The following is a 22,482-nucleotide window of genomic DNA, read 5'->3' as shown; positions in this document are numbered from 1 at the left end:
TTTATGCTAATTATTATGATTGTAACCTAATGCACTAAAGCTAACTTACTGATTTATTTTTGATGAAACCTTTCAGCTTGTGCGATTATTATAGACAACAAAAAACTGTGAGACAAATCAAATTTTGCAAAATTGAGTGAAGAGATATTTCAGATCAAAATAATTGAAGATTTTATCGGTGCTGTTGCGCAACACGAGAAGGTGGTCACAAAAACGGTGGAGCAGATAAGAAAACAAGGGAGAAACAGTGAATAACATCGTTGAATGGTGCGTCCGAGTAGACTCGAACTACCGACCCCCACCATGTCAAGGTGGTGCTCTAACCAACTGAGCTACGGACGCATTGTAATATCATTGACGTTGTGAAATGGTGCGTCCGAGTAGACTCGAACTACCGACCCCCACCATGTCAAGGTGGTGCTCTAACCAACTGAGCTACGGACGCATTGCAATTTCATTGACGTTTTTGAAATGGTGCGTCCGAGTAGACTCGAACTACCGACCCCCACCATGTCAAGGTGGTGCTCTAACCAACTGAGCTACGGACGCGTTTCAAAACTGTCAGGGTGACAACGGGAACGAATATTAACGTCCTACCGCCGTTCTGGCAAGGGGAAAATGTATTTTCGTGATAGTTTGCTCGTATTTACAGCGACTAAAGCAAAAATACATTCCCCAATCGAATAATTTGCTTGTTATTCCATCAATTAGCGCGTTGAACGAAGTAAAACAACGCTATCAGGTTGCCTATGGATCCACCAAATACGGGTGGCCATACCCACGGCAGCCGCACTTAGACCCACAATAAATCCGATCCAAAAGCCTTTAGGCCCCATCGCAGGGAAGATAAAGTCAGTTAATGCGAGTACATAACCCACAGGTAACCCTAAAATCCAGTAAGCGGTAAAGGTAATAAAGAAGATAGAACGCGTATCTTTATAGCCGCGTAAAATACCTGCACCGATGACCTGCACCGAATCTGAAAGCTGGTAAATCGCTGCAAATAGCATGAGGCTTGAAGCGAGAACAACTACTTCAGGGCTTTTGTTATACATTAACGCAATAGGTTCACGTAAGGTTGCCGTCAGGATCGCGGTACAGCATGCGACTAATAAGCCAACTGCCAAACTGGTATAAGAAGAGACTTTCGCTGCTTCAGTCGATTGTTGTCCAAGGTTATAACCCACACGGATAGTGGCAGCGATACCCAATGACAATGGGAACATAAACATGACCGAGCTGAAGTTTAATGCAACTTGGTGTCCTGCAACTGCCACGACACCCAGCGGCGCAACCAGCAATGCGACGATGGCAAATAGTGTCACTTCAAAAAATAACGCTAACCCAATAGGTGCACCTAAAACAAAAATACGTTTCATAATAAGTGGGTTAGGGGAAGCAAAGGGTTGTGTCGCCTTAATATCGCGTTGTGAGCCCGCTCTTTTTACGTACCAACGCATCATAATGCACATTACCCAGTAGACTGATGCAGTTGCGACACCACAACCCACACCACCTAATGCAGGCGCACCAAAATGCCCATAAATAAAGATATAGTTAATGGGAATGTTGACCATCAAGCCGAGAAAACCAATCACCATGCCTGGTTTGGTTTTGGATAGACCTTCACATTGGCTACGAAAGACCTGATAAAATAGATAGCCGGGCGCACCCCACATAATCGCATGTAAGAAACGGACAGACTTATCTGCTAGCTCTTCATTAATATGCGGCATGTTACCAATAATTAACTTACTATTATAAAGTAAAAAGATCACACCCAGTGAAAGGAAGAACGCTAGCCATAGCCCTTGCTGAATTTGATTACCAATTAACTGACGGCGACCAGAACCATTCATCTGTGCGACGATAGGTGTCAGTGCCATTAATAACCCCTGACCAAAAAGAATAGCTGGCAGCCAGATAGAAAATCCAACTGCAACTGCTGACATCTCGGTTTCACTGACACTACCTGCCATCACGGTATCCACAAAACCCATCGCCGTTTGTGAAAATTGAGCAAGAATGATCGGAATGCCGAGAGCGAGCAAGCTACGCGCTTCTGTAAAATATTTCTGCACGCATACACCTTTAGAGTAATAAATACTGATTAATAGAATATAGAGAAAGAAATGCTAATGATTTTTGATAAATCAAATAGTTAATAGCAACTTTATATTTTAACTCTTTTGATAACTTAAGCCAATGATCTGTTGTTCTTAATATGAAAGAAAGTTGTGTATGGAGCGGCATGATAATGTTACACAAATTCACACATAGGTTGAGCCAAACCACTCAAATTAGATAGATCTCTAAGAATGTTTAGGTAAACTGAGACTATCAATTCATAGCACTGAGAATCATTATGTTTACAGGTATCGTTCAGGGGACTGCCCCAATTGTTGAGGTTACAGAGAGAGCTAACTTTCGTACCCATGTGATGAAATTTACACCAGAACTGCTTGTCGGCTTAGAGACCGGCGCTTCCGTAGCGCATAATGGTTGTTGCCTAACAGTAACAAAAATAGATGGCGAATATGTTAGCTTTGATTTAATCAAGGAAACACTCAGGCTAACCAACCTAGGTGAATTGAAGGTTGGTGATGTTGTTAACATTGAAAGAGCTGCAAAGTATGGTGATGAGATAGGCGGCCATGTGGTATCAGGCCACATTGTGACGACCGCAGAGATCAGTAAAATCTTCACATCAGAAGATAATCATCAAATTTGGTTGTCTATCTATGACAAAGCATTGATGAAATATATTTTACACAAGGGGTTTGTTGCGATTGATGGGATCAGTCTCACTGTCGGTGACGTAATCAATAACCGTTTTTGTGTACATCTGATCCCTGAAACCTTAGCAAGAACCACATTAGGTTTGAAACGGCTGGGGGATAAAGTGAACATTGAAATAGACCCACAAACTCAAGCGATAGTTGATACAGTCGAACGAGTTTTATTGCAGAAAGAGCAGGAAAAAAAAGCTCAAGAAGCGATTACACAGGCAAGCGATAACTAAATGTAACCCTTTGTATGAGGGAAACTGAAAATGCTATAGCACCGAGGAGTTAGCTGGTGTTATAGCATTAAAAGTCTGATAAGTTTTACTATCTTAAGGGGAAATCCCTTGTATTTGCACTTTTGTTGGGTTTTTTAGTACCAAGTATTAATTTGCGCCACTATGCTTTTTCGCTAAAATTAATAGAAATGCTAGCATTATCACGTTCAATTGCTTCAACGAGCCGTTTAAAATGCGCTGACTTTTTATGCATTTCAAGCGCATCGGTACTTTCCCATTCTTCAAAAACGATGTAACCATCCTCTTTAGTGATAAGGTCATATTTAATGCATCCTTGCTCACGACGACTTAGCTTAGCTAAATTTTTGATTATGTCTTTGGTTAAAAATCCATTCTTATTTTCTGTTGTGATTTGTGCATATACAACAATACTCATTCCGTTCTCCTTATGTGTATCGAGAACTATCTTAAAGGGAACTTGGCTTTTGTATTGTAAAAAAACGAATAATGAGACTTCAAAAAAGCAGACGGCGTCATCGTGAAATAACGCTTAAAATCACGATAGAAATGGGACTGATCATAATAGCCTGTTTCTAACCAGCGATAGGTATCTTGCTCGGCAAGCATTGCCTTAAGTAGTTGTTCTAGACGGCAATTTATCTGATATCTTTTAGGGGTAATGCCATATTCTTTTAAAAATTCTTTTTGTATAAAACGTGCGCTGTATCCCATTTCATCAGCAATATCATTAATCTTTTTGGTTGGATTTCGGTAGAGGATCGCCAATATATCATCCACTAATTGATGCTGTTTTGAGACTTTCGTCGCATTAAAACAATCAAGTAGTCCTTTAAAGGATGATTTCGATAACTCTTTATACCAAGGATCCTGCCATATATCGGCTAACGCGGTCGGTATATCGGTATAAGTTAAGATGCGTTTAGGTAATAAAAAACGCACGGCATCATGGCGTACACGCAATACCATGAGCTTCCCATGATTAGGCTCTGCGGTAAAAGTGTCGATACGCGGAATAACAAGCTGATATTTGTTGACTTGTTGATGGTGATCAGTAGACAGACGTAACGCTTTGGTAGAAACCCAAATTTCTGCGCCAGTACCAGGAAAAATTTTAATCGGTGTTGTAAATTTCTTGATAATTAGAATCGAACTGATAAAACCATTCAATTCCGTTGGCGGATAATACTGTTTGAGCATAATTCCTACATAGCGAGTTGTTCGAATCACTTATAATAACGTTTTTTAGTCGAAAGACTAATTAAAATAATATTTATGCATTATTAAAGGCTCTATAAAGAGATTCATCTCAATAATAGAGCCTTTATAAGAAGGAATATTCCGTAATTGTGTTACCGAGGAACTCTAATGCCTCCGCTAACGCCGTTCGGACTCCAGAGGATTTGCCACAACTGAATATCTCTTGCTCGGAAAGCGCCAGCACAAGAGTTTAAGTAATAGGTAAACATACGTTTAAAGCGAGGAGTATAATTATTACTTAGTTCTGACCAACTATTTAAGAAGCGTTCATACCAAGCCATTAACGTTTTATCGTAATCAGCCCCAAAATTGTGCCAATCTTCCATGATAAATTTACCTTCACTTGAGTTCCCAATATTTTGAATAGAGGGTAATACGCCATTTGGGAAAATATATTTACCAATCCACGAGTCCACATTGACTTTATTTTTGTTAGAGCCAATTGTGTGTAACAAAAATAAGCCATCGTCTTTAATATTCCTACGTGCCACATCGAAATAGGTTGCGTAGTTTTTAGGGCCAACGTGTTCAAACATGCCGACAGAGACGATGCGATCAAATTTATCATTTAACTCACGGTAATCTTGCAAAATGATATTAACGTCTAAGCCTTTACAGCGCTCTTGTGCGAGTTTTTGTTGCTCTTTAGAGATAGTGACCCCTGTAACAGAGGCGCCATAATGGCGAGCGGCATAGGCGCTTAAGCCTCCCCAGCCACAACCAATATCTAAAAGGCGCATACCCGGCTCTATTTGCAGTTTGCGACAAATTAGATCCAATTTATTAATTTGTGCCTGTTCAAGTGATGTCGCATCATGCCAATAACCGCAAGAATATTGCATATAAGGGTCAAGCATTAGGGTAAAAAGATCATTACCCAAATCATAGTGCTCTTCTCCTACAATCCAAGACCGTTTTTGGGTTTGCAGGTTTCTTAGGCGCGCCATAGCGACTTTCATGATATCGGTAAGGTTATTCGGCAGCTTAGTGTCGAGTTTCGCTTGCAATACTTTATAGAAAAATATATCTAAGCGCTCACAGTCCCACCAGCCGTCCATATAACTCTCGCCAAGACCGAGAGACCCTTTTTGTAAAACCCTTTTATAAAAATCGGTATTATGTATTTGAATATCGAAAGGGCGAGAGCCGTTTATTTCTATGCCTGCTTGGTTTAATAAAGACTCTGCGATCCTTTGCCAATTCGAAACTTTCGCTTTAGTTTCATCTACACAAGTGCTCATATGCTCTCCAACTTGAGATGAAGGTTTTTGAGATAGAATTTCAGTTTGCTGAAAGTGTAGGGTTGCGAAGAATAGCTTCACAAAGACAGGAGCGCATTTATACCGTCGCGCCCTGAGTTTAAACCATCAATATTTATTAACTCAAAAATCACTTCGGACTAAGTATTATCCGAGTATAGAAGCGATAGTTTTATTTAACAATGGCGAAAAATGTCACTTTAGCCAGAAAAGTAGAATTTGAAAGTAAATATACAGAATTGGAATGTCAAATAAAGAGTGGATGATTTTAAAAAGACGACTTAATTAGGTTTTTTATTCCAAATCAGCCACTACAGAGTAGTGGCTGATAGCAAAATTAGTTATTGAGGCTGATATTCTGCATTTTTCCGTGATGATTCAGTGCAATCTTTTGTATTTTGAACAAAATAACCAATAATCATTGGTAATATTGTTATTGCCATGACACCTGTTGTGGATAGTAGCGGATCAAAAGGTAATGCGGAAACTAATATACTGGCGACAAAACACAATCCCAGTTGTAAGGTATTTTGCAATGCGGCAGCTTTACCACTTGCCTGAGGGTAGGCATTCAGCGCTTTTGAAACTGCAATTGGGTAAGAAGCACCGTTCATTGCTGCCATAAAACAAAAGGGGATTAAGATCATGGTTAGGCTTGGTGTGGTATAAATTGCCATTACAAACAGAATTGACATACTCACAGCATAGCCGATCAATAATAATGGAAATAAGATTTCAGCACGGACTTTGATTAATAAAAAACGACATCCATAACCACCAATAATAAAGGCAAGAGTTTGAGGAATATAACTCAGACCAATATCTGCTGGGTCAAAACCCATATTTCTTAAAATAAAAGGTGACCCCGTTAACCAAGCAAAGAAACCGGCACTACAGGATGCGTAAACCAAAACGTTACCACTGTATATACGTGAGCTGAGTAATTTTAAAAATGAAACGGACTCTTTTCCTGATGTACTACTAATGATCTCTTTTGGGGCAACATTTTTTAATAAAAATGTCGGAAGTAATAATAAAACCCCAACGGCCATTAAAACAACAAAGATAATTTCCCAATCATAATGCTCAAGCACCCATGCACCCAATAAAGGCGCCAAAGCAGGAGAAAGAGCAACTAGGGGCATAATGGTCGCAAACACTTTTTGCGTACTAGAGGAGTCATAACGGTCGATAACTAGTGCTTGCCAAAGAACGGCTGCACTACAGACGCCAATTGCCTGTAAAAAACGTAAGATAAGCAGTTGTGTTGCACTGGTGACCCATAACATCCCTAAACAACTTAAAATAAAGAGTGACAAACCGGCAATGAGGATCGGTTTACGACCTAGCTTATCCGATAAAGGCCCCCATAGCAGTTGAGCAAGGGCAAATCCCCCTAAGAAGATACTTAGAGAAGCACTAATTGCGCCTTCAGAAGTATTTAATGCAGTTTGCATTGACCCAAATGCGGGAAGATACATATCAATAGCTAAGAACCCTAGCATACTCAACCCAGCAAGGTAGAACATAAAGCCTGGGGAGTTTTTTGTCGCTGTATTTGTCATGGCAGATTACTTATCTAAAATTTACAAAATTGTTAATAGATACCCTATTGTATAGGTTGTATTTTTACATTGTGAAACGGTAATATTTGGAATGTGCTATCAAAATTTTTGAAAGGTATCGTTATGTGGTCAGCTCATTCCTTAGAAGTGATTGATGCAGTTGCAAGAACTGGGAGTTTTAGTGGTGCAGCAGAGGAGCTTCACCGAGTGCCTTCTGCGATTAGCTATACGGTCAAGCAAGTCGAGGAATGGCTTGCAGTACCGATATTTGAGCGCCGTCACCGCGATGTTGTTTTAACAGAGGCTGGGGAAATATTTATCAAGCAAAGTCGATCTGTTATCAAAAAAATGACACAGACACGCCACCAGTGTCAGCAAGCCGCAAATGGCTGGCGAGGGCAGTTTAGTATTGCGGTTGACTGCATAGTGAAACCTCAACGAACGGAGCAATTGATCCTCGATTTCTATCGCCACTTCCCAGACATTGAGTTGTATATCCATCCTGAAGTTTTTAACGGTGTTTGGGATGCGCTTGCGGATGGGCGTGTCGATGTGGCTATTGGTGCAACACGCGCCTCACCGATCGGCGAACGCTATAGTTTTCGTGATATGGGGTTTATGTCATGGTTATGTGTTGCCAGTCCTAACCACCCATTAGCGCAGTTAAAGGGAGGATTAACGGATGACCAAATGCGTGAATACCCAAGTCTGTGCCTTGAAGATACATCAAGGAACCTACCCAAACGCGATACATGGGCACTAGATAACCAGCGGCGTTTAGTCGTGCCATTTTGGGAAAATGGAATGGCGTGTTTAGTGAATGGGTTATGTGTTGGGATGGTACCTGAACACCGCGGAGCGCCATTTTGTGACGCTGGAAAGCTTGTGCCATTACAATTAACACAGCCGTTTCCGCCAAGCCCATGCTGTTTAACTTGGGTTGAAAAAAATACCTCACCGGCGTTGAGTTGGTTACTTGAATACTTAGGAGACAGTGAAACACTCAACGCCGAATGGCTAGCTCCTTAATTAGCGGCGGTAATCGATGAACGGACCATCAGCCACTGAGCGCCGTTCAACTAAACGTGGATGCACTTCGATTGTTTGTGCATCTTCACGTTTATTCACTATGCGATCTAGTAACATAGCGAATGCCATTTGGCCTAAGCGTTCTTTAGGTTGATGTATTGTGGTTAATGCAGGGGTGAAATAACGTGCATTGCGCACATTATCATAACCTATAATGGAAATATCTTGAGGAACCCGTAGCCCCATTTCGTCAGCGGCACAAATGGCGCCCATCGCCATGATGTCACCACCACAGAATACGGCAGTGGGTTTTTGCTTATTACTCAAAATTTGCATCATGGCTTTATAGCCTGACTCAGGTTCAAAGTCGCCTTGAACAATCCATTCGTCACGTAAAGTGACCTTCGCCTCTTCCATGGCCTTTTTAAAGCCAGTGAGCCGCCCAATCCCTGTATTTCTTTCCAAAGAGCCGGGGATCACCGCAATATCGCGATGGCCTCGGTCAATTAAGTAACGACCCGCGAGATAGCCGCCATGGAATGAATTATCAATGATACTGTCAGTAAAGTCACCGCGTGATGTTCCCCAATCCATAACGACCATTGGGATGTTACGGTAATCTTCTAACATATTGATTAGTTTATCAGGATATTCAGAACACATGACGAGTAGGCCATCGACACGTTTTTGTGCCAGCATCTGTAAATAAGCTTGTTGTTTACCTAAGTTATTATGCGAATTACATAAAATTAGAGTATAGCCTTTCTCATAACAACTGTTTTCAACAGACTCAATGACCTCAGCAAAATAAGGTGCCTCACTCGATGTCGCGAGCAAGCCGATGGATTTTGTATGATTAACTTTCAAACTACGAGCAACGGCACTCGGCGAATAATTGAGTTCTTTTATTGCAGCCCAAACAGCAGCCTTAGTATCATCGGCTACAAAGCGTGTTTTGTTAATTACATGGGATACGGTTGTGGTGGAGACGCCAGCGCGCTTCGCCACATCTTTAATCGTTGCCATGGGGAAAAAAAACTCCTGACCAATAAGCGGTCTTGTCATGAATTCTTATTAAAAATTACCAGCATATTGAGGCATAGTACCTTAACTGGCAATAATTTAGCGATTTGTTATCGATTTTGTCTGATCTAGCGCAAAAACAAAAGAAATAATTGATGTTATAACCTGTGATATAGACACTGGTTTTTATAAATCGTCATGTCATACTTATTTAACCATGTTAAAGTTATGGTTATGTTGCTGGTTAACTGTTCGTTTGATGAGAGGAACTCATGGATACAGATTTTAAATTTGGATTATTAGCAGCGTTAGGTTCTTTGGCTGTGATCATTGCTTTTGCAGTACATATTTTCTAATTTTGCCTTTTAAATAAAGGTAGAATGAATAAGGGCGAGTGAATACTCGCCCTTATTGTTAGTGATAAAAATCAATTAAGCTAGATTTTCTTCAACAAATTTCCAATTAACCAGCGCCCAGAAGTTCTCTAAATACTTAGGACGTGCATTGCGGTAGTCAATATAGTAGGCGTGCTCCCAAATATCGACAGTAAGAAGAGGTTTGTCATCACCAGAGATAGGGGTGCCAGCGTTAGAGGTATTTACAATCGCTAAGCTGCCATCAGTTTTTTTAACTAACCAAGTCCAACCAGCACCAAAGTTTTTGGTTGCTGCATCAGTGAACTGCTGTTTAAATTCAGCGAAAGAACCAAATGCTTTGTTAATCGCTTCTGCGACTTTACCTGTTGGTTCCCCGCCAGCGTTTGGCGCTAAGCAGTTCCAGTAGAAAGTGTGATTCCAAACTTGTGCCGCATTGTTAAAAATACCAGCATCTGAGGTTTTAATGATCTCTTCCAGTGATTTACCTTCGAAAGCAGTACCTTTGACTAAGTTATTCAGGTTAACAACATAGGTATTATGGTGTTTACCATAATGGTACTCGAGTGTTTCTTCCGAGATATAAGGTTCTAGAGCATTCTTAGCATAAGGTAGAGCGGGTAGTTCAAAAGACATTGCGTACTCCTTGTTTAGGTGTAAAACAACACATATGGGTGTAGTGCTCATAAAGTTGAGCGAATATTTTTATAGCCATGATCATGCTGTTAATGTGCATAAACTGAACATTTATGCGGCATGAACTATTATTTAATATATTAATAATAGCACGATATGGCTGCCTGATTGTAGGCTTAGTCATTATAGGGTTATCTTAACAAATCTTACTGATAAATACACCGTAAAATCATAGGGATATTATTTTATCAGCAGAGTTTCACCGTAACTGTAAACGGGGAGATGAACGTATGGCTTTTCAATAGCGGGTGGATGACTAACGTGTAGTTAGCTCATAACTACCGTCGCTCTCCTGATTGTTCCCTAATACCAAATAAATTTGTGAGATAAGCTGATAGTTCAGTGAGACTGTTATTCGTTGGTTTTTTATCATTGCGGGAGAGTATGGTAGGAAAAGAGTGATGCAGAGCAGGGAGCGTGCTAGGTAGTAGATTTATTTGACTTGAATCATAAATAAGTCACAATACAAGCAAACCAAAGGAGGGGCTTAACACCCCTCTTTTTCATTCGTAATCGCAGCTTAACTCATTGATGTATTAAGAGTGAAATGTAGTATTATGTAGTATGTTTTTTGTTCTGTATTTTTTATCTGATTGAAAAACAAGAAATATACTAATTATATTAATGTTAAGGAAGTAAAAATGACGACAATTGAAAGAATCGAACGCCAGATTAAAGAAAACCCAATCCTGCTGTATATGAAAGGCTCTCCTAAGCTTCCTAGCTGCGGTTTTTCTGCTCAGGCAGTTCAAGCGTTATCTGCTTGTGGTGAACGTTTCGCTTATGTCGATATCCTGCAAAATCCAGATATCCGTGCAGAGCTACCAAAATACGCAAATTGGCCAACATTTCCCCAATTATGGGTTGACGGTGAATTAGTAGGTGGTTGTGATATCATCATGGAAATGTATCAGCGTGGTGAATTACAGTCACTGATTAAAGAAACAGCAGACAAGTACCGTCCTGCTGATGAGACGAAAGCTGAGTAATCTCGTCATTAATGTATCTAAAAAGACCGTATTAAGCGTTTAGACTAATACGGTCTTTCTATTTCGGATACGGCTATTTTTTACTCTTGCTCCGCTGGTGGCCATCCACCGAGCTTTTTCCACTTATTAACTAACTCACAAAAAAGAAGAGCAGTGCGGTTTGTATCATACAAAGCGCCGTGAGCCTGTTTACCGTCGAAAGGGATCCCTGCTGCGACACAGGCCTTAGCTAAAATCGTTTGCCCAAAAACAAGGCCACTTAATGCAGCGGTATCAAAAGTCGCAAAAGGGTGGAAAGGGTTACGTTTTAAACCCGCACGTTCAGCGGCATTCATGACAAAGCTGTGGTCGAATGTGGCGTTGTGAGCCACAATGATAGCTCGATTACAATCGGTCGCTTTCATCCCTTTTCGTACCATTTTAAAAATGGCATGCAGTGCTTCATACTCACTAACAGCACCACGTAAAGGGTTAGTTGGGTCAATCCCCGTAAAAGCTAACGCAGCGGGTTCTAAATTAGCCCCTTCAAAGGGTTCAACATGAAAATGAAGTGTTTCATCAGGCGATAACCAGCCATCTTTATCCATTTTGAGCGTGATGGCGGCAATTTCAAGTAGACCATCCGTTTTGGCATTAAACCCACCAGTTTCTACATCAATGACAACAGGGTAATAGCCCCTGAAGCGGCTAACCAGTGCGTTAGGATTATTTTTATCAGACATTAGGCTTTCATTTTAGGTTTCCGGTTGTTGGTTATTATGCCAAAAACCGAAAAGTTTTGCAGATAAACTCACACTAGGCAGCATATGAACTGCCTAGTGACTTAAGAATCGAAATGAATTAATTACCGAGGCCTTTGCTAGCACTTTTGTTCTCAATTAGCTCGATTTTGTACCCATCAGGGTCTTCTACAAAAGCAATAATTGTACTACCACCTTTGACTGGGCCTGCTTCACGTGTCACATTTCCACCTGCACGGCGGATATCTTCACAGGTCTGAGCGACGTTATCGACACCGAGGGCAATATGGCCATAAGCTGTGCCTAATTCGTAACTATCAACCCCCCAGTTATAGGTGAGCTCAATTACGGCACCTTCACTTTCGTCACTGTAACCCACGAATGCCAATGAATATTTATACTCAGGGTTTTCACTGGTACGCAGTAGACGCATACCGAGAACCTTCGTGTAAAAATCAATTGAACGCTGCATATCCGTCACACGTAACATGGTATGTAGTAAGCGCATAAGAGAACTCCCTTGAATTAACTAAATGAAACTGAATCGTTTTAACGACTAATATAACGTACCTATTATCTTTAACACAATGAAATAGGTTTATTTATTGAACAAATAATAGATATAATCGTATTAGTGGAGTATATCATTAATTGGTGTTTTTAGTTAGGTGATATCAGTATGGCAGAGCAACTCGAGTTTTTTGAAATTCAAAGCCCTTGTCGTGGGATTTGCCAAGCCAATGAGCAAGGTTATTGCCGTGGTTGCTTTCGCTCTAGGGAAGAACGTTTCGGATGGTTAAAATTTACCGATAGCCAAAAGCGTAATATCTTACGTTTATGTCGTCAGCGCTATATTCGTTCAATAGCCGTCAAAACTCAGCAAGATGACTCACCTTCACCTCAACAAGAGCTTTTTTAATTGTTATCAACGCACTCATTCCCCATCAATCTTTTTAATTAAAGTTTTTTAACGACTATTCGTTGAAGCGTAATTAAATTGAAATGAAATTAATAAAACATAGTTAATTACTTCATATATCCTTCAATTAAATTTTAGTTATTCAAAATAATAATAAAATAAGGACAAAGCTACCGAAAATGGCATGATTTTAAGATTAACTATATTTAATTGTTTTTAAAGGAGTAATCGGCAATTGTCTTTTTTATTGTTAATTGTAATTACTATAAGGGTTAAAATAGATAGATTCGAAAGAGGAGTAAGGCTATTCTTATTAACAAGATCATTGATAGTCTATGTGAGTAAATAAAACGATGTTTAATATATAAAATGAGTGGATTTAATGGGTGATTAAAATCACAAATCAAATGATTGACTATGACTATAAATAGGTATTTATCATGGTTTTTTCTAATAATTAGTTGTCATAGCAAGAAGGAGTGAATATATAATTTAAAGAATAATTTATGGGTTGTATATTTGTTGGGCAGAATAGTGTTATATAAGGAGGGAACATTGGAGTCACAAATAGGAGCTGATTTATCACGTGTTGTACGCATGTGGAGATCACTGATTGATCATCGTTTGAAACCACTTAAGCTAACGCAAACGCATTGGATTACGTTACATAATATTAGCCAGCTACCGCCGGAGCAGTCGCAAATTCAACTTGCAAAAGCGATTGGTATTGAGCAACCTTCATTAGTGAGAACGTTAGATCAGTTAGAGGAAAAAAAACTGATTTCTCGTCACACTTGTGCGAATGACCGTCGTGCAAAAAGAATAAAACTGACACCTGAGTCTGAGCCATTTATCAAAACAGTTGATGAGGTAATTGATAATACACGCAAAGAGATTTTAGGAAATATTACACAGGATGAACTGGGTCAGTTATCATTATTGTTACTGAAATTAGAGAAAAATATTTTACGATTACAAGGAGATTTATAATTAGTGAAATTATTAATGAGCTAAGTACATTATTAAACTTTAAATCATTATGACAAGATTAATTATCTATTTTATTGATAGAACTTTTCTTCTGATTTTTTCGCCTAATAAATTAGTATGAAACTAAATTATTGGCTTTATTTATTGTTTGATGATAAATCATTTTTATTTTAACTGATTTATAAGATAGAAGGGTGTTTAAAGTTTACTGCTGTTAACTTGAGTAGCAAGTGATACTTTTTAGATTAATTGTGTTTTGAGGAACAAATCAAACAGCGTAAAAATAATCATTGGAATTTAAGCAAACATTAATATTTGTCAGTTATTTACAGATGTTCAACGGTCTGTTGGTACTGCATAAGATGTCAAATCCAAAGTCCAATAAGGAAGTGAAACTGTAGATGTATGATGACTACACAACAATGGTTTAGGTAACCTTAAAATTAAGAAGATATGTTCACCGGTCAGAATTTTGCCGGTGAACATATACTAAGATTAACGTGGAGAAACAGTGACCGTGCCGCCACTATTTGCAATCATGACACGTTGGCCAGAACGGAAAACACTTGGATCTTGTTTTTGAACGACGACAATGTTTTTGCCGCTATCAAGACGGATCTCTAACTGTACACCTTGGCTTCTATTCAGCGCACCTTGGGCTTCTTGGCCTGCTAAACCACCCGCAATAGCCCCCGCAGCGGTTGCAAGCGTTTTACCAGAGCCGCCACCAATGGTGTTACCCAATAGGCCGCCTAGTACCGCACCACCAATTGCACCGATAACGTTTCCATCATCACCTGCTTGGATAGTAACAGGGCGAGCATTAAGCACAGTGCCGTAAGTCACAGTCTGTACTTGTTTCGCGTCTTTAGCTGAAATAGTATCACCAGAAAGTGTACTGGTATTGACACAGCCAGATAATACAGTGACTGCTACAACACCGACGAAAACTTTCTTAAGCATAATTACTCCTATGAGACTTGCTGTCTGTGGCACTAACATAGCATTGGATTGTTGTTTTAACCATAATCACAATATGAAGATGACCATTATGATGTAGGGCTAAAACGGGTATCAGACTACTGATTTTGTTTTAAACAAAGTGTAAACACTAGGTAAAATATCTCAAAGTAGGAAATATTTCATAAAGTAAGGCACACTTTGTTAAATGTTTCCATTAAATAAATTGACGATACAAATATCATTGTGTGTTAATTGCACAAAAATTGTTCTAATTACCCAATGACGACCCTTGTTTGCATTGATAAATACCTTAGCTTGTTAATTATACTATAACTTATAATTGGCTAGGTAGATATTCGAGCGCCCAAATAACCTTATTGTCGATATTTTAAACGTAAAATCGTCAGGATCCGTGTACTGACTTTTTTTCTGCGAGTCAGCCCGAGAAATTACAATGTGTGGTTGACAAACTCCCCCATCAAAGCACAATCTTTTGAAGCTTAAATTCACAAAGCGTTATGCAACCTAAAGGAACAATAATGATAAAGTCAGGTCGTTATATAGGGATTATGTCAGGAACCAGCTTAGATGGGGTTGATGTTGTTCTTGCAGCGATTAGCGATAAATTTGTTGCTGAGCAATTAAGCATTAGTGTTGCGTTTCCTGTGGAGCTAAAAAAAAGAATTCTTAATATTTGCCAAGGCCAAGAAACCACATTATCTGAAATAGGAAAAATTGACCGTGAATTAGGGTCACTTTATGCCGATGCTGTGAATCAATTATTGGCGAAAGCCGGCATTCCCGCAAAAGATATCATTGCAATTGGTTGCCATGGGCAAACCGTCTGGCATGAACCCGATGGCCCGCAACCTTTTACCACACAACTGGGCGATAACAATAGAGTTGCTGCATTAACAGGCATTACGACGGTGGGGGATTTTAGGCGTCGCGATATGGCCTATGGTGGACAGGGGGCTCCATTAGTACCTGCATTCCACTTGGCAGTATTAGGCCATGCAATAGAAAAAAGAATTATATTAAATATTGGTGGCATATCGAACATTACCGCTTTACTGCCGGGGGCTTATGTCAAAGGTTACGATACCGGGCCTGGTAATATGTTGATGGATACCTGGATATGGCGTCATAAACAGTGTGCATACGATGAAAATGGTCATTGGGCGAGTACAGGTACGGTACATCAACCTTTGCTCAAGGCGATGTTACGTGATCCGTACTTCCGGCGGTCGGCACCAAAAAGCACTGGGCGTGAATATTTTAATATGCAATGGTTAGATAAGCACTTATCTGACTTCCCTGATATTTTGCCTCAAGATGTGCAAGCGACTTTATGTGAATTAACCGCCGCGTCAATTGCCGAGCAGATTTTACTGTGTGGCGGCTGTGAACGTTTAATTGTTTGTGGGGGTGGTGCAAAAAATAGCTTTTTGATGCAGCGCCTAGCGGCTTTGCTTCCGGGGACAGAGGTGGGGCCAAGTGATAAATATGGTTTAAGCGGTGATGATATGGAAGCATTAGCTTTCGCATGGCTGGCTGCTCGAACTATGGCTAATTTGCCGGGGAATCTTGCATCCGTGACAGGCGCTGAACGTGAAACGGTGTTAGGTGCGATTTATCCCGCGAATATCGATGAAAAATAATTGCGTTAAGGAAATAAGTAAACGATGAATGACGCACAAAATTTAGAGTTAGCAGCATTACGCCGTGAATACACGAAAGGTGGTTTAAGGCGATCTGACTTAACGGCAGACCCACTAGATCTGTTTGAGAAGTGGTTAAAACAGGCCTGTGAAGCGAATTTAAGTGATCCTACTGCAATGTGTGTTGCGACTGTTGATGAAACAGGTCAGCCGTATCAACGTATTGTTTTGTTAAAGCACTTCGATGAAAAAGGGTTGGTCTTTTATACCAACATGGGGAGCCGAAAAGCGCAGCATTTAGGAAAAAACAATAAAGTCAGCTTACATTTCCCATGGTACCCACTTGAGCGCCAAGTGAGTTTTTTAGGGGTGGCAGAGCGTTTAAACCCTATTGAGGTCGTCAAGTATTTCCATAGTCGTCCAAAAGATAGCCAGATTGCGGCTTGGGCATCTCAGCAATCATCCAGAATTTCAGCGCGTAGCATTTTGGAAGGTAAATTTTTAGAACTAAAACAAAAGTTCCAAAATGGCGAAGTGCCACTACCGAGTTTTTGGGGTGGTTTCCGTGTGGTATTCAATAGTGTTGAGTTCTGGCAAGGGGGAGCCAACCGGTTACATGACCGTTTTATTTATCAGCGAGACGGGGATGGCTGGAAAATTGATAGATTAGCGCCGTAATTAAATGTTTTTTAGCTGGCACTTCACAGCTAGGCGCTTTATGCTATAGGTTCGTTTACGAAAACTGACAAGCGACACCTACGAGATTGGGTAATCACTCCCAGCTCGAGGTCATTTTACTAAAAATAGATAGACAAAATTCAACTGATGGAGTCATTGATGTCTAGCAATAACCTGATTAAACAATTGCAAGAGCGGGGCCTCGTTGCCCAGGTAACGGATGAGGATGCGTTAGCAGAGAGACTGGCGCAAGGCCCTATCTCTCTCTATTGCGGCTTCGACCCTACCGCCGACAGCTTGCACTTGGGACATCTGGTTCCCTTGCTGTGTTTAAAACGATTCCAACTAGCCGGGCACAAGCCTGTGGCGTTGGTCGGTGGCGCGACGGGTCTGATTGGCGATCCGAGTTTTAAAGCCTCTGAGCGTAAATTAAATACCGCAGAGACCGTCCAAGAATGGGTAGAAAAAATCCGTAATCAAGTATCGCCTTTCCTAAGTTTTGATTGTGGCGATAATAGCGCTAAATTAGCCAACAACTACGATTGGTTTGGTAAAATGGATGTGCTGACTTTCTTACGTGATATTGGTAAACACTTTTCTGTTAACCAAATGATCAACAAAGAAGCGGTAAAACAACGCCTAAATCGTGATGATGTGGGGATCTCTTTCACTGAGTTTGCTTATAACCTGCTGCAAGGTTATGACTTCGCAAACCTCAATAAAGAGCATGGTGTTGAGTTACAAATTGGTGGTTCTGACCAGTGGGGTAACATTACTTCGGGTATTGATTTGACTCGCCGTTTAAATCAAAACCAAGTATTCGGTATGACTGTACCGTTAATCACCAAATCAGATGGTACTAAATTCGGTAAAACTGAAGGTGGTGCAGTCTGGCTTGATCCTAAGAAAACCAGTCCATACAAATTCTACCAATTCTGGATCAATACGGCTGATGCTGACGTCTATCGCTTCTTAAAATTCTTTACCTTCATGGAGTTAAGCGAAATTGATGCACTTGAAGAAGAAGATAAAAACAGCGGTAAAGCGCCACGTGCACAATATGTTTTAGCTGAAAATGTAACTCGACTGGTACATGGTGAAGAAGGTTTAGCCGCGGCGCGTCGTATTACTGAAAGCCTTTTCTCTGGTGCAGTGTCTGATTTGACCGAAGCAGATTTTGAACAACTGGCTCAAGATGGTATGCCATGCATTACACTTGAAAATGGTGCTGACTTACAGCAAGCGCTTGTTGATTCAGAGTTAACGCCTTCACGAGGACAGGCAAGAACAGCAATTAGTTCAAATGCGGTGGCAGTTAACGGTCAAAAACAGACCGATCCAATGTATGTGTTCAGTGATTCTGATCGCCTGTTTGGGCGTTTCACACTGATCCGTCGTGGTAAGAAAAACGACTGCTTAATCAACTGGAAATAACGCTGACGAACCTTTGTCCTACTAGCCCGAGAAGTTCTCGGGCTATTTGTATTCATCATATTTTTCAGATGGCATGATTGACTAAATATATTGAGTTACTGTGAACATACCTGTTTTTATGAACGTTAGTATTGCCTCATTGGTTGGTCACATCTATTTGGAATTATTTTGAATCTATATACGCAATGGTGAATCACTGATTTCGCTTCATTCGATTTAACAATTCCTTGGGTCTTCCATGAAAAGTGTTCTCTCAATTCAATCCCATGTTGTTTTCGGTCATGCAGGAAACAGTGCGGCTGTCTTTCCTATGTGCCGTATGGGCGTCGATGTATGGCCACTCAACACCGTACAATTTTCCAATCATACGCAGTACCCGCAATGGACGGGCACAGTTTTTCCCGCTCAACATTTAACAGAGATTGTTAGCGGCTTAGCTAAAATTCATAAATTAGACATTTGTGATGCCGTCTTAAGCGGTTATATCGGCTCTGCTGAGCAAGGCAATGATATTCTTGCGATTGTCAAACAAGTCAAAGCAGCAAATCCACAGGCGCTCTATTTTTGTGACCCGGTAATGGGGCATCCAGAGAAAGGATGTATCGTTGCTCCAGGAGTCGCTGAGTTTTTATGTCAACAAGCCTTACAAGCTAGTGACATCATCGCACCTAACCTACTTGAGTTAGAAACACTGTCAGGAAAAACCATTGCAACGGTAGAGCAAGCTGTGGAAGCAGCACGTCAATTATGTCGCAAAGGGCCTAAAATTGTTCTAGTCAAACATCTAAGTCGAGCGGGCTACAGAGCCGATCGTTTTGAAATGATTTTAGTCACCGCAGAGCATAGCTGGCATGTGAGCCGACCTTTGGTTGATTTTGGTGAAAAGCAGCCGGTAGGAGTGGGGGATTTGACGAGTGGTTTGATGCTGGTGAATTTATTAAAAGGTGAAAGTTTGCCTAAAGCTTTAGAGCATGTAGCTGCCGCTGTTTATGAGGTGATGTTACAAACCAAAGTAATGGGTGAGTATGAGCTTCAATTAGTTGCGGCGCAGGATAAGATGGTTACACCAGAACATAAATTCTGTGCAACCGCACTTGATTAAAGTGTGCAAACAAATAGAACAGGTAGCGCTCCATTATGGAGCGCTACAGTAAAATCAGATCAAACCTTCAGCAGCTAATGCTTCTTGGACTTTAGGGCGCTTAGCGACTTTATCTCGGTACTCTGTTAAATGTTTCAGATGAGTAATATCAACACCGACGATTTTTGCCCAGTTACTCACAGTAAATAAATAAGCATCAGCAACAGTAAAGCTGTCATCGGCAAAGAAGGCTTTTTTAGCCAGTACATCATCAACATATTGGAATTTTTTGATGAGTGTCGCTTTAGCCATCTCTTTATACTCATCAGGAGTGCCTGGCGTGAATAAAGGTGCAAAATTCTTATGTAGCTCAGTAGAAATAAAATTCAGAGCCTCCAATTGATGGTAGCGTTTCATCGTACCTGCTGGCGCGATTAGATTTCTATCTTGTTTTTGATCAGCGAGATACTGGACGATCACGGCTCCTTCAGTTAGCTGTTCGCCATCATCTAAGATTAAAGTAGGAACTTGCCCTTTCGGGTTGATAGCTAAGAAATCTTCGCCATTTTCGGTTTTCTTCTCTTTTAAATTGACACGCACAATGCTGAAATCCAGCCCTGTTTCGCGCAAGATAATGTGAGGGGAAAGGGAACAAGCACCGGGAGCATAATACAATTTCATCATAAAACTCCTAAATAGTTATATTGGCAATCAGCAGACTAATATCATCCATAGTATATCATGACGCATGAGAAAGCATTTGCTTTAAGATGTCAGTATTTATTCGTTTTAGAATAGGCAGATGATTAGATGTAACTTTAGTAAATAATTAAGACTAATGCCTTATCTTTTATTGTGTGGAACTTGTTAGGATCCGCGTTCAAAATCAGCTATCACAGAGTCGCCACTTTATAACGTTAGGCTTGTAACATGGAAAGTATGTGTAACAAATTAAAAATATTAAATAAACTTGATAACGTATTAATGGCGCATACGCCTAATCAGAGTACTGGATTTAAGCGTTTTATTTTAGAATTTTGGTTTTTTGGCTTAATCAATGCACGCTCATGCTTATTTGCGGGCTTCTTTTTTTTAGCATTGTTTCTTGTTCCTGTTAAAGGGCTATTTGGTTTACCTCGCTATGATATTTTACTGGTGTTTGCAGTACTATTTCAGGCTTTTCTTGTTTGGTCAAAGTTAGAGACTTGGGATGAGCTAAAAGCGATTTGTGTTTTCCATTTAGTGGGGTTTATCATGGAGTTGTTTAAAACTTCAGCGACAATAGCCTCGTGGCAATACCCCGATGAAGCCTATAGTAAACTGTGGGGAGTTCCTCTATTTACAGGATTTATGTATGCGGCTGTTGGTAGCTATATTATTCAGTCGTGGCGTTTTTTTAAAGTGCGTATTGAGCATTACCCACCTTATTGGATGGCAACATTGGTGGCTTTAGCGATATACATTAATTTTTTTAGCCATCATTATATTGATGATTACCGTTGGTATTTAACGGCTTTTATTTTTGGCCTATATGCACGTAGTACCGTTTTTTATACTCCCTTAGATAAAGAGCGGCGAATGCCATTATTACTTGCGTTTATGCTGATCGGCTTTTTTATTTGGTTAGCGGAAAATTTCGGAACCTTTTTTGGGGTTTGGCAATACCCGAACCAAATTGGTGCGTGGTCGGTTGTGCATGCAGGGAAGTGGGGAGCTTGGTCTTTATTAGTCATTGTGACTTTTACGATTGTCGTTCATCTTAAACATATTAAGGCGAATGTCACAATCGCTCGTTAAATGCGGTTGTTTTTAAAAGCAAAACGCCATCCGGAGATGGCGTTTGTCATCAATCAACTAAAACTTATTTAAGTTCCAGTTCATTCATTGCGGCAATGCTGAAACCACCATCAACATGTACGACTTCACCAGTAATACCTGCTGCAAGATTTGAGCTTAGGAATGCCGCTGTATTACCCACGTCTTCGATAGTGACTGTACGACGAATTGGCGTTACAGCTTCGCAGTGTGCCAGCATTTTACGGAAGTCTTTGATACCTGATGCCGCGAGTGTACGGATTGGGCCTGCTGAAACCGCGTTGACACGGATACCTTGAGGACCCATTGCATTTGCCATATAACGAACGTTAGCTTCTAAAGAGGCTTTAGCAAGACCCATTACGTTATAGTTAGGAATAGCGCGCTCAGCACCTAAATAGGTAAGCGTCAGTAAAGAAGCATCTGGGTTTAGCATGTTACGGCATGCTTTTGCCATCGCAACAAAACTGTATGCACTGATATCGTGAGCGATACGGAAACCATCACGTGTTACCGCGTCAACATAATCGCCGTCAAGCTGATCTGCTGGTGCAAAGCCGATTGAGTGGACAAAGCCATCAAATTTAGGCCAGGATTTTCCTAATTCAGCAAACATAGCGTCAATACTTGCATCAACAGCAACATCACACTCAAGAACGATGTTAGAGTTTAAAGATGCAGCAAACTCTTCGACACGAGGTTTTAATTTTTCGTTTTGATAAGTGAACGCCAGTTCAGCGCCTTGTTCATGCATTGCTTTAGCAATACCGTATGCAATTGATAATTTACTGGCAACGCCAGTGATTAGAATGCGTTTGCCGGTTAAAAAACCCATAGCATTATCCTTGTTTATTTTCTATTGAAAACGCGAATATAACAGAAGACACCGTGTCTTGGGTAGTTTTCGCATTTTTTATTGACGAATCGTCGATATCTTACCATGTATTGCATAAAGAAGGGTATTTT

23 protein-coding genes and 3 tRNA genes are annotated in these 22,482 nt (G+C 40.4%); 11 read left to right on the top strand and 15 right to left on the bottom strand.

The window, feature by feature from the left end:
- Positions 1–265: 265 nt before the first annotated feature.
- The 4 genes from I3B46_RS12375 to I3B46_RS12360 form a co-directional block, all read right to left on the bottom strand.
- A tRNA-Val gene (locus I3B46_RS12375) sits at positions 266–342 on the bottom strand.
- Positions 343–368: 26 nt separating this feature from the next.
- Positions 369–445: transfer RNA gene (locus I3B46_RS12370), tRNA-Val, on the bottom strand.
- A gap of 27 nt (positions 446–472) precedes the next feature.
- Positions 473–549 (bottom strand) — tRNA-Val (locus tag I3B46_RS12365).
- Positions 550–707: 158 nt separating this feature from the next.
- Entirely contained in the window at positions 708–2,081 is a 1,374-nt protein-coding gene (locus I3B46_RS12360; protein ID WP_004919178.1) for an MATE family efflux transporter, read from the bottom strand.
- 284 nt (positions 2,082–2,365) lie between these two features.
- On the opposite strand from I3B46_RS12360, the gene I3B46_RS12355 reads away from it, so the two are divergent.
- Complete coding sequence (locus tag I3B46_RS12355; RefSeq protein ID WP_004919182.1) at positions 2,366–3,022, top strand: riboflavin synthase; 657 nt, start codon at positions 2,366–2,368, stop codon at positions 3,020–3,022.
- Between the two features lie 160 nt (positions 3,023–3,182).
- Here the strand turns inward: I3B46_RS12355 and I3B46_RS12350 are convergent, their stop codons facing one another.
- The 4 genes from I3B46_RS12350 to punC form a co-directional block, all read right to left on the bottom strand.
- A complete protein-coding gene (locus I3B46_RS12350) occupies positions 3,183–3,458 on the bottom strand; it encodes a putative quinol monooxygenase (protein ID WP_004919184.1) in 276 nt (91 codons plus the stop codon).
- A gap of 26 nt (positions 3,459–3,484) precedes the next feature.
- Positions 3,485–4,240 carry a helix-turn-helix transcriptional regulator gene (locus I3B46_RS12345; protein ID WP_004919186.1) on the bottom strand — a complete coding sequence of 252 codons (756 nt, stop codon included), beginning with the start codon at positions 4,238–4,240 and terminating at the stop codon, positions 3,485–3,487.
- Positions 4,241–4,392: 152 nt separating this feature from the next.
- Positions 4,393–5,541, bottom strand: coding sequence for a cyclopropane fatty acyl phospholipid synthase (cfa, locus tag I3B46_RS12340; RefSeq protein ID WP_014658221.1), 1,149 nt, complete (start codon positions 5,539–5,541; stop codon positions 4,393–4,395).
- Positions 5,542–5,900: 359 nt separating this feature from the next.
- Complete coding sequence (punC, locus tag I3B46_RS12335; protein WP_004919190.1) at positions 5,901–7,124, bottom strand: purine nucleoside transporter PunC; 1,224 nt, start codon at positions 7,122–7,124, stop codon at positions 5,901–5,903.
- A 123-nt stretch (positions 7,125–7,247) separates the two neighbouring features.
- On the opposite strand from punC, the gene punR reads away from it, so the two are divergent.
- On the top strand, positions 7,248–8,153 hold the full coding sequence (gene punR / locus I3B46_RS12330) for a DNA-binding transcriptional activator PunR (protein WP_040133068.1): 906 nt from the start codon (positions 7,248–7,250) through the stop codon (positions 8,151–8,153).
- Here punR and purR read toward each other — a convergent pair whose 3' ends face one another.
- Positions 8,154–9,179 (bottom strand): HTH-type transcriptional repressor PurR, encoded by a 1,026-nt coding sequence (purR, locus tag I3B46_RS12325; RefSeq protein WP_014658224.1) that lies wholly within the window; start codon positions 9,177–9,179, stop codon positions 8,154–8,156.
- 269 nt (positions 9,180–9,448) lie between these two features.
- On the opposite strand from purR, the gene cydH reads away from it, so the two are divergent.
- Positions 9,449–9,532 (top strand): cytochrome bd-I oxidase subunit CydH, encoded by an 84-nt coding sequence (gene cydH, locus I3B46_RS22690; RefSeq protein ID WP_101495216.1) that lies wholly within the window; start codon positions 9,449–9,451, stop codon positions 9,530–9,532.
- A gap of 75 nt (positions 9,533–9,607) precedes the next feature.
- Here cydH and sodB read toward each other — a convergent pair whose 3' ends face one another.
- The gene (gene sodB / locus I3B46_RS12315; RefSeq protein WP_014658225.1) at positions 9,608–10,186 is read right to left on the bottom strand and encodes a superoxide dismutase [Fe]; all 579 of its coding nucleotides are present in this window, start codon (positions 10,184–10,186) and stop codon (positions 9,608–9,610) included.
- Between the two features lie 701 nt (positions 10,187–10,887).
- Between sodB and I3B46_RS12310 the strand changes: the two genes are divergently transcribed.
- Positions 10,888–11,235: a Grx4 family monothiol glutaredoxin gene (locus tag I3B46_RS12310; RefSeq protein WP_014658226.1), complete on the top strand. Its 348-nt coding sequence runs from the start codon at positions 10,888–10,890 to the stop codon at positions 11,233–11,235.
- Positions 11,236–11,315: 80 nt separating this feature from the next.
- On the opposite strand, the gene rnt is transcribed toward I3B46_RS12310, so the two are convergent.
- Together rnt and gloA are read right to left on the bottom strand one after the other, a co-directional pair.
- Positions 11,316–11,957, bottom strand: a complete 642-nt coding sequence (gene rnt, locus I3B46_RS12305) for a ribonuclease T (RefSeq protein WP_004919199.1) — start codon at positions 11,955–11,957, stop codon at positions 11,316–11,318.
- A 118-nt stretch (positions 11,958–12,075) separates the two neighbouring features.
- A complete protein-coding gene (gloA, locus tag I3B46_RS12300) occupies positions 12,076–12,483 on the bottom strand; it encodes a lactoylglutathione lyase (RefSeq protein ID WP_014658227.1) in 408 nt (135 codons plus the stop codon).
- Positions 12,484–12,654: 171 nt separating this feature from the next.
- Here gloA and I3B46_RS12295 point away from each other — a divergent pair, with 171 nt between their 5' ends.
- Together I3B46_RS12295 and slyA are read left to right on the top strand one after the other, a co-directional pair.
- Positions 12,655–12,894: a DUF1289 domain-containing protein gene (locus I3B46_RS12295; protein ID WP_004919204.1), complete on the top strand. Its 240-nt coding sequence runs from the start codon at positions 12,655–12,657 to the stop codon at positions 12,892–12,894.
- Positions 12,895–13,449: 555 nt separating this feature from the next.
- The gene (gene slyA, locus I3B46_RS12290; RefSeq protein ID WP_036940025.1) at positions 13,450–13,884 is read left to right on the top strand and encodes a transcriptional regulator SlyA; all 435 of its coding nucleotides are present in this window, start codon (positions 13,450–13,452) and stop codon (positions 13,882–13,884) included.
- A 495-nt stretch (positions 13,885–14,379) separates the two neighbouring features.
- Here slyA and I3B46_RS12285 read toward each other — a convergent pair whose 3' ends face one another.
- The gene (locus I3B46_RS12285) at positions 14,380–14,847 is read right to left on the bottom strand and encodes a glycine zipper 2TM domain-containing protein (protein ID WP_014658229.1); all 468 of its coding nucleotides are present in this window, start codon (positions 14,845–14,847) and stop codon (positions 14,380–14,382) included.
- A 542-nt stretch (positions 14,848–15,389) separates the two neighbouring features.
- On the opposite strand from I3B46_RS12285, the gene anmK reads away from it, so the two are divergent.
- From anmK to pdxY, 4 genes are all read left to right on the top strand, one after another.
- Positions 15,390–16,508 (top strand): anhydro-N-acetylmuramic acid kinase, encoded by a 1,119-nt coding sequence (anmK, locus tag I3B46_RS12280; RefSeq protein ID WP_041705626.1) that lies wholly within the window; start codon positions 15,390–15,392, stop codon positions 16,506–16,508.
- Between the two features lie 24 nt (positions 16,509–16,532).
- On the top strand, positions 16,533–17,186 hold the full coding sequence (gene pdxH, locus I3B46_RS12275; protein WP_004919212.1) for a pyridoxamine 5'-phosphate oxidase: 654 nt from the start codon (positions 16,533–16,535) through the stop codon (positions 17,184–17,186).
- Positions 17,187–17,345: 159 nt separating this feature from the next.
- Complete coding sequence (tyrS, locus tag I3B46_RS12270; RefSeq protein WP_004919214.1) at positions 17,346–18,620, top strand: tyrosine--tRNA ligase; 1,275 nt, start codon at positions 17,346–17,348, stop codon at positions 18,618–18,620.
- Positions 18,621–18,858: 238 nt separating this feature from the next.
- Entirely contained in the window at positions 18,859–19,722 is an 864-nt protein-coding gene (gene pdxY / locus I3B46_RS12265) for a pyridoxal kinase PdxY (RefSeq protein WP_036940029.1), read from the top strand.
- A 54-nt stretch (positions 19,723–19,776) separates the two neighbouring features.
- Here the strand turns inward: pdxY and gstA are convergent, their stop codons facing one another.
- Positions 19,777–20,382, bottom strand: coding sequence for a glutathione transferase GstA (gene gstA / locus I3B46_RS12260; protein ID WP_014658232.1), 606 nt, complete (start codon positions 20,380–20,382; stop codon positions 19,777–19,779).
- Between the two features lie 249 nt (positions 20,383–20,631).
- Here gstA and I3B46_RS12255 point away from each other — a divergent pair, with 249 nt between their 5' ends.
- Positions 20,632–21,498 (top strand): DUF817 domain-containing protein, encoded by an 867-nt coding sequence (locus I3B46_RS12255; RefSeq protein ID WP_040133071.1) that lies wholly within the window; start codon positions 20,632–20,634, stop codon positions 21,496–21,498.
- A 64-nt stretch (positions 21,499–21,562) separates the two neighbouring features.
- On the opposite strand, the gene fabI is transcribed toward I3B46_RS12255, so the two are convergent.
- Entirely contained in the window at positions 21,563–22,351 is a 789-nt protein-coding gene (gene fabI, locus I3B46_RS12250) for an enoyl-ACP reductase FabI (RefSeq protein ID WP_004919224.1), read from the bottom strand.
- Between the last annotated feature and the right edge of the window lie 131 nt (positions 22,352–22,482).

Source organism: Providencia sp. 2.29 (assembly GCF_015832305.1).
In the GTDB taxonomy this organism is placed as follows: domain Bacteria; phylum Pseudomonadota; class Gammaproteobacteria; order Enterobacterales; family Enterobacteriaceae; genus Providencia; species Providencia stuartii.
This window is presented reverse-complemented; position numbering and strand designations above follow the sequence as displayed.

Bases quoted from the DNA above. Each gene is read 5' to 3' on its own strand.
- fabI (WP_004919224.1), bottom strand. From the start codon at position 22,351: ATGGGTTTTTTAACCGGCAAACGCATTCTAATCACTGGCGTTGCCAGT.
- pdxY (WP_036940029.1), top strand. From the start codon at position 18,859: ATGAAAAGTGTTCTCTCAATTCAATCCCATGTTGTTTTCGGTCATGCA.
- I3B46_RS12255 (WP_040133071.1), top strand. From the start codon at position 20,632: ATGGAAAGTATGTGTAACAAATTAAAAATATTAAATAAACTTGATAAC.
- punC (WP_004919190.1), bottom strand. From the start codon at position 7,124: ATGACAAATACAGCGACAAAAAACTCCCCAGGCTTTATGTTCTACCTT.
- I3B46_RS12355 (WP_004919182.1), top strand. From the start codon at position 2,366: ATGTTTACAGGTATCGTTCAGGGGACTGCCCCAATTGTTGAGGTTACA.
- pdxH (WP_004919212.1), top strand. From the start codon at position 16,533: ATGAATGACGCACAAAATTTAGAGTTAGCAGCATTACGCCGTGAATAC.
- punR (WP_040133068.1), top strand. From the start codon at position 7,248: ATGTGGTCAGCTCATTCCTTAGAAGTGATTGATGCAGTTGCAAGAACT.
- tyrS (WP_004919214.1), top strand. From the start codon at position 17,346: ATGTCTAGCAATAACCTGATTAAACAATTGCAAGAGCGGGGCCTCGTT.
- gloA (WP_014658227.1), bottom strand. From the start codon at position 12,483: ATGCGCTTACTACATACCATGTTACGTGTGACGGATATGCAGCGTTCA.
- cydH (WP_101495216.1), top strand. From the start codon at position 9,449: ATGGATACAGATTTTAAATTTGGATTATTAGCAGCGTTAGGTTCTTTG.
- purR (WP_014658224.1), bottom strand. From the start codon at position 9,179: ATGGCAACGATTAAAGATGTGGCGAAGCGCGCTGGCGTCTCCACCACA.
- I3B46_RS12345 (WP_004919186.1), bottom strand. From the start codon at position 4,240: ATGCTCAAACAGTATTATCCGCCAACGGAATTGAATGGTTTTATCAGT.
- I3B46_RS12285 (WP_014658229.1), bottom strand. From the start codon at position 14,847: ATGCTTAAGAAAGTTTTCGTCGGTGTTGTAGCAGTCACTGTATTATCT.
- I3B46_RS12350 (WP_004919184.1), bottom strand. From the start codon at position 3,458: ATGAGTATTGTTGTATATGCACAAATCACAACAGAAAATAAGAATGGA.
- cfa (WP_014658221.1), bottom strand. From the start codon at position 5,541: ATGAGCACTTGTGTAGATGAAACTAAAGCGAAAGTTTCGAATTGGCAA.
- I3B46_RS12310 (WP_014658226.1), top strand. From the start codon at position 10,888: ATGACGACAATTGAAAGAATCGAACGCCAGATTAAAGAAAACCCAATC.
- rnt (WP_004919199.1), bottom strand. From the start codon at position 11,957: ATGTCTGATAAAAATAATCCTAACGCACTGGTTAGCCGCTTCAGGGGC.
- I3B46_RS12295 (WP_004919204.1), top strand. From the start codon at position 12,655: ATGGCAGAGCAACTCGAGTTTTTTGAAATTCAAAGCCCTTGTCGTGGG.
- gstA (WP_014658232.1), bottom strand. From the start codon at position 20,382: ATGAAATTGTATTATGCTCCCGGTGCTTGTTCCCTTTCCCCTCACATT.
- sodB (WP_014658225.1), bottom strand. From the start codon at position 10,186: ATGTCTTTTGAACTACCCGCTCTACCTTATGCTAAGAATGCTCTAGAA.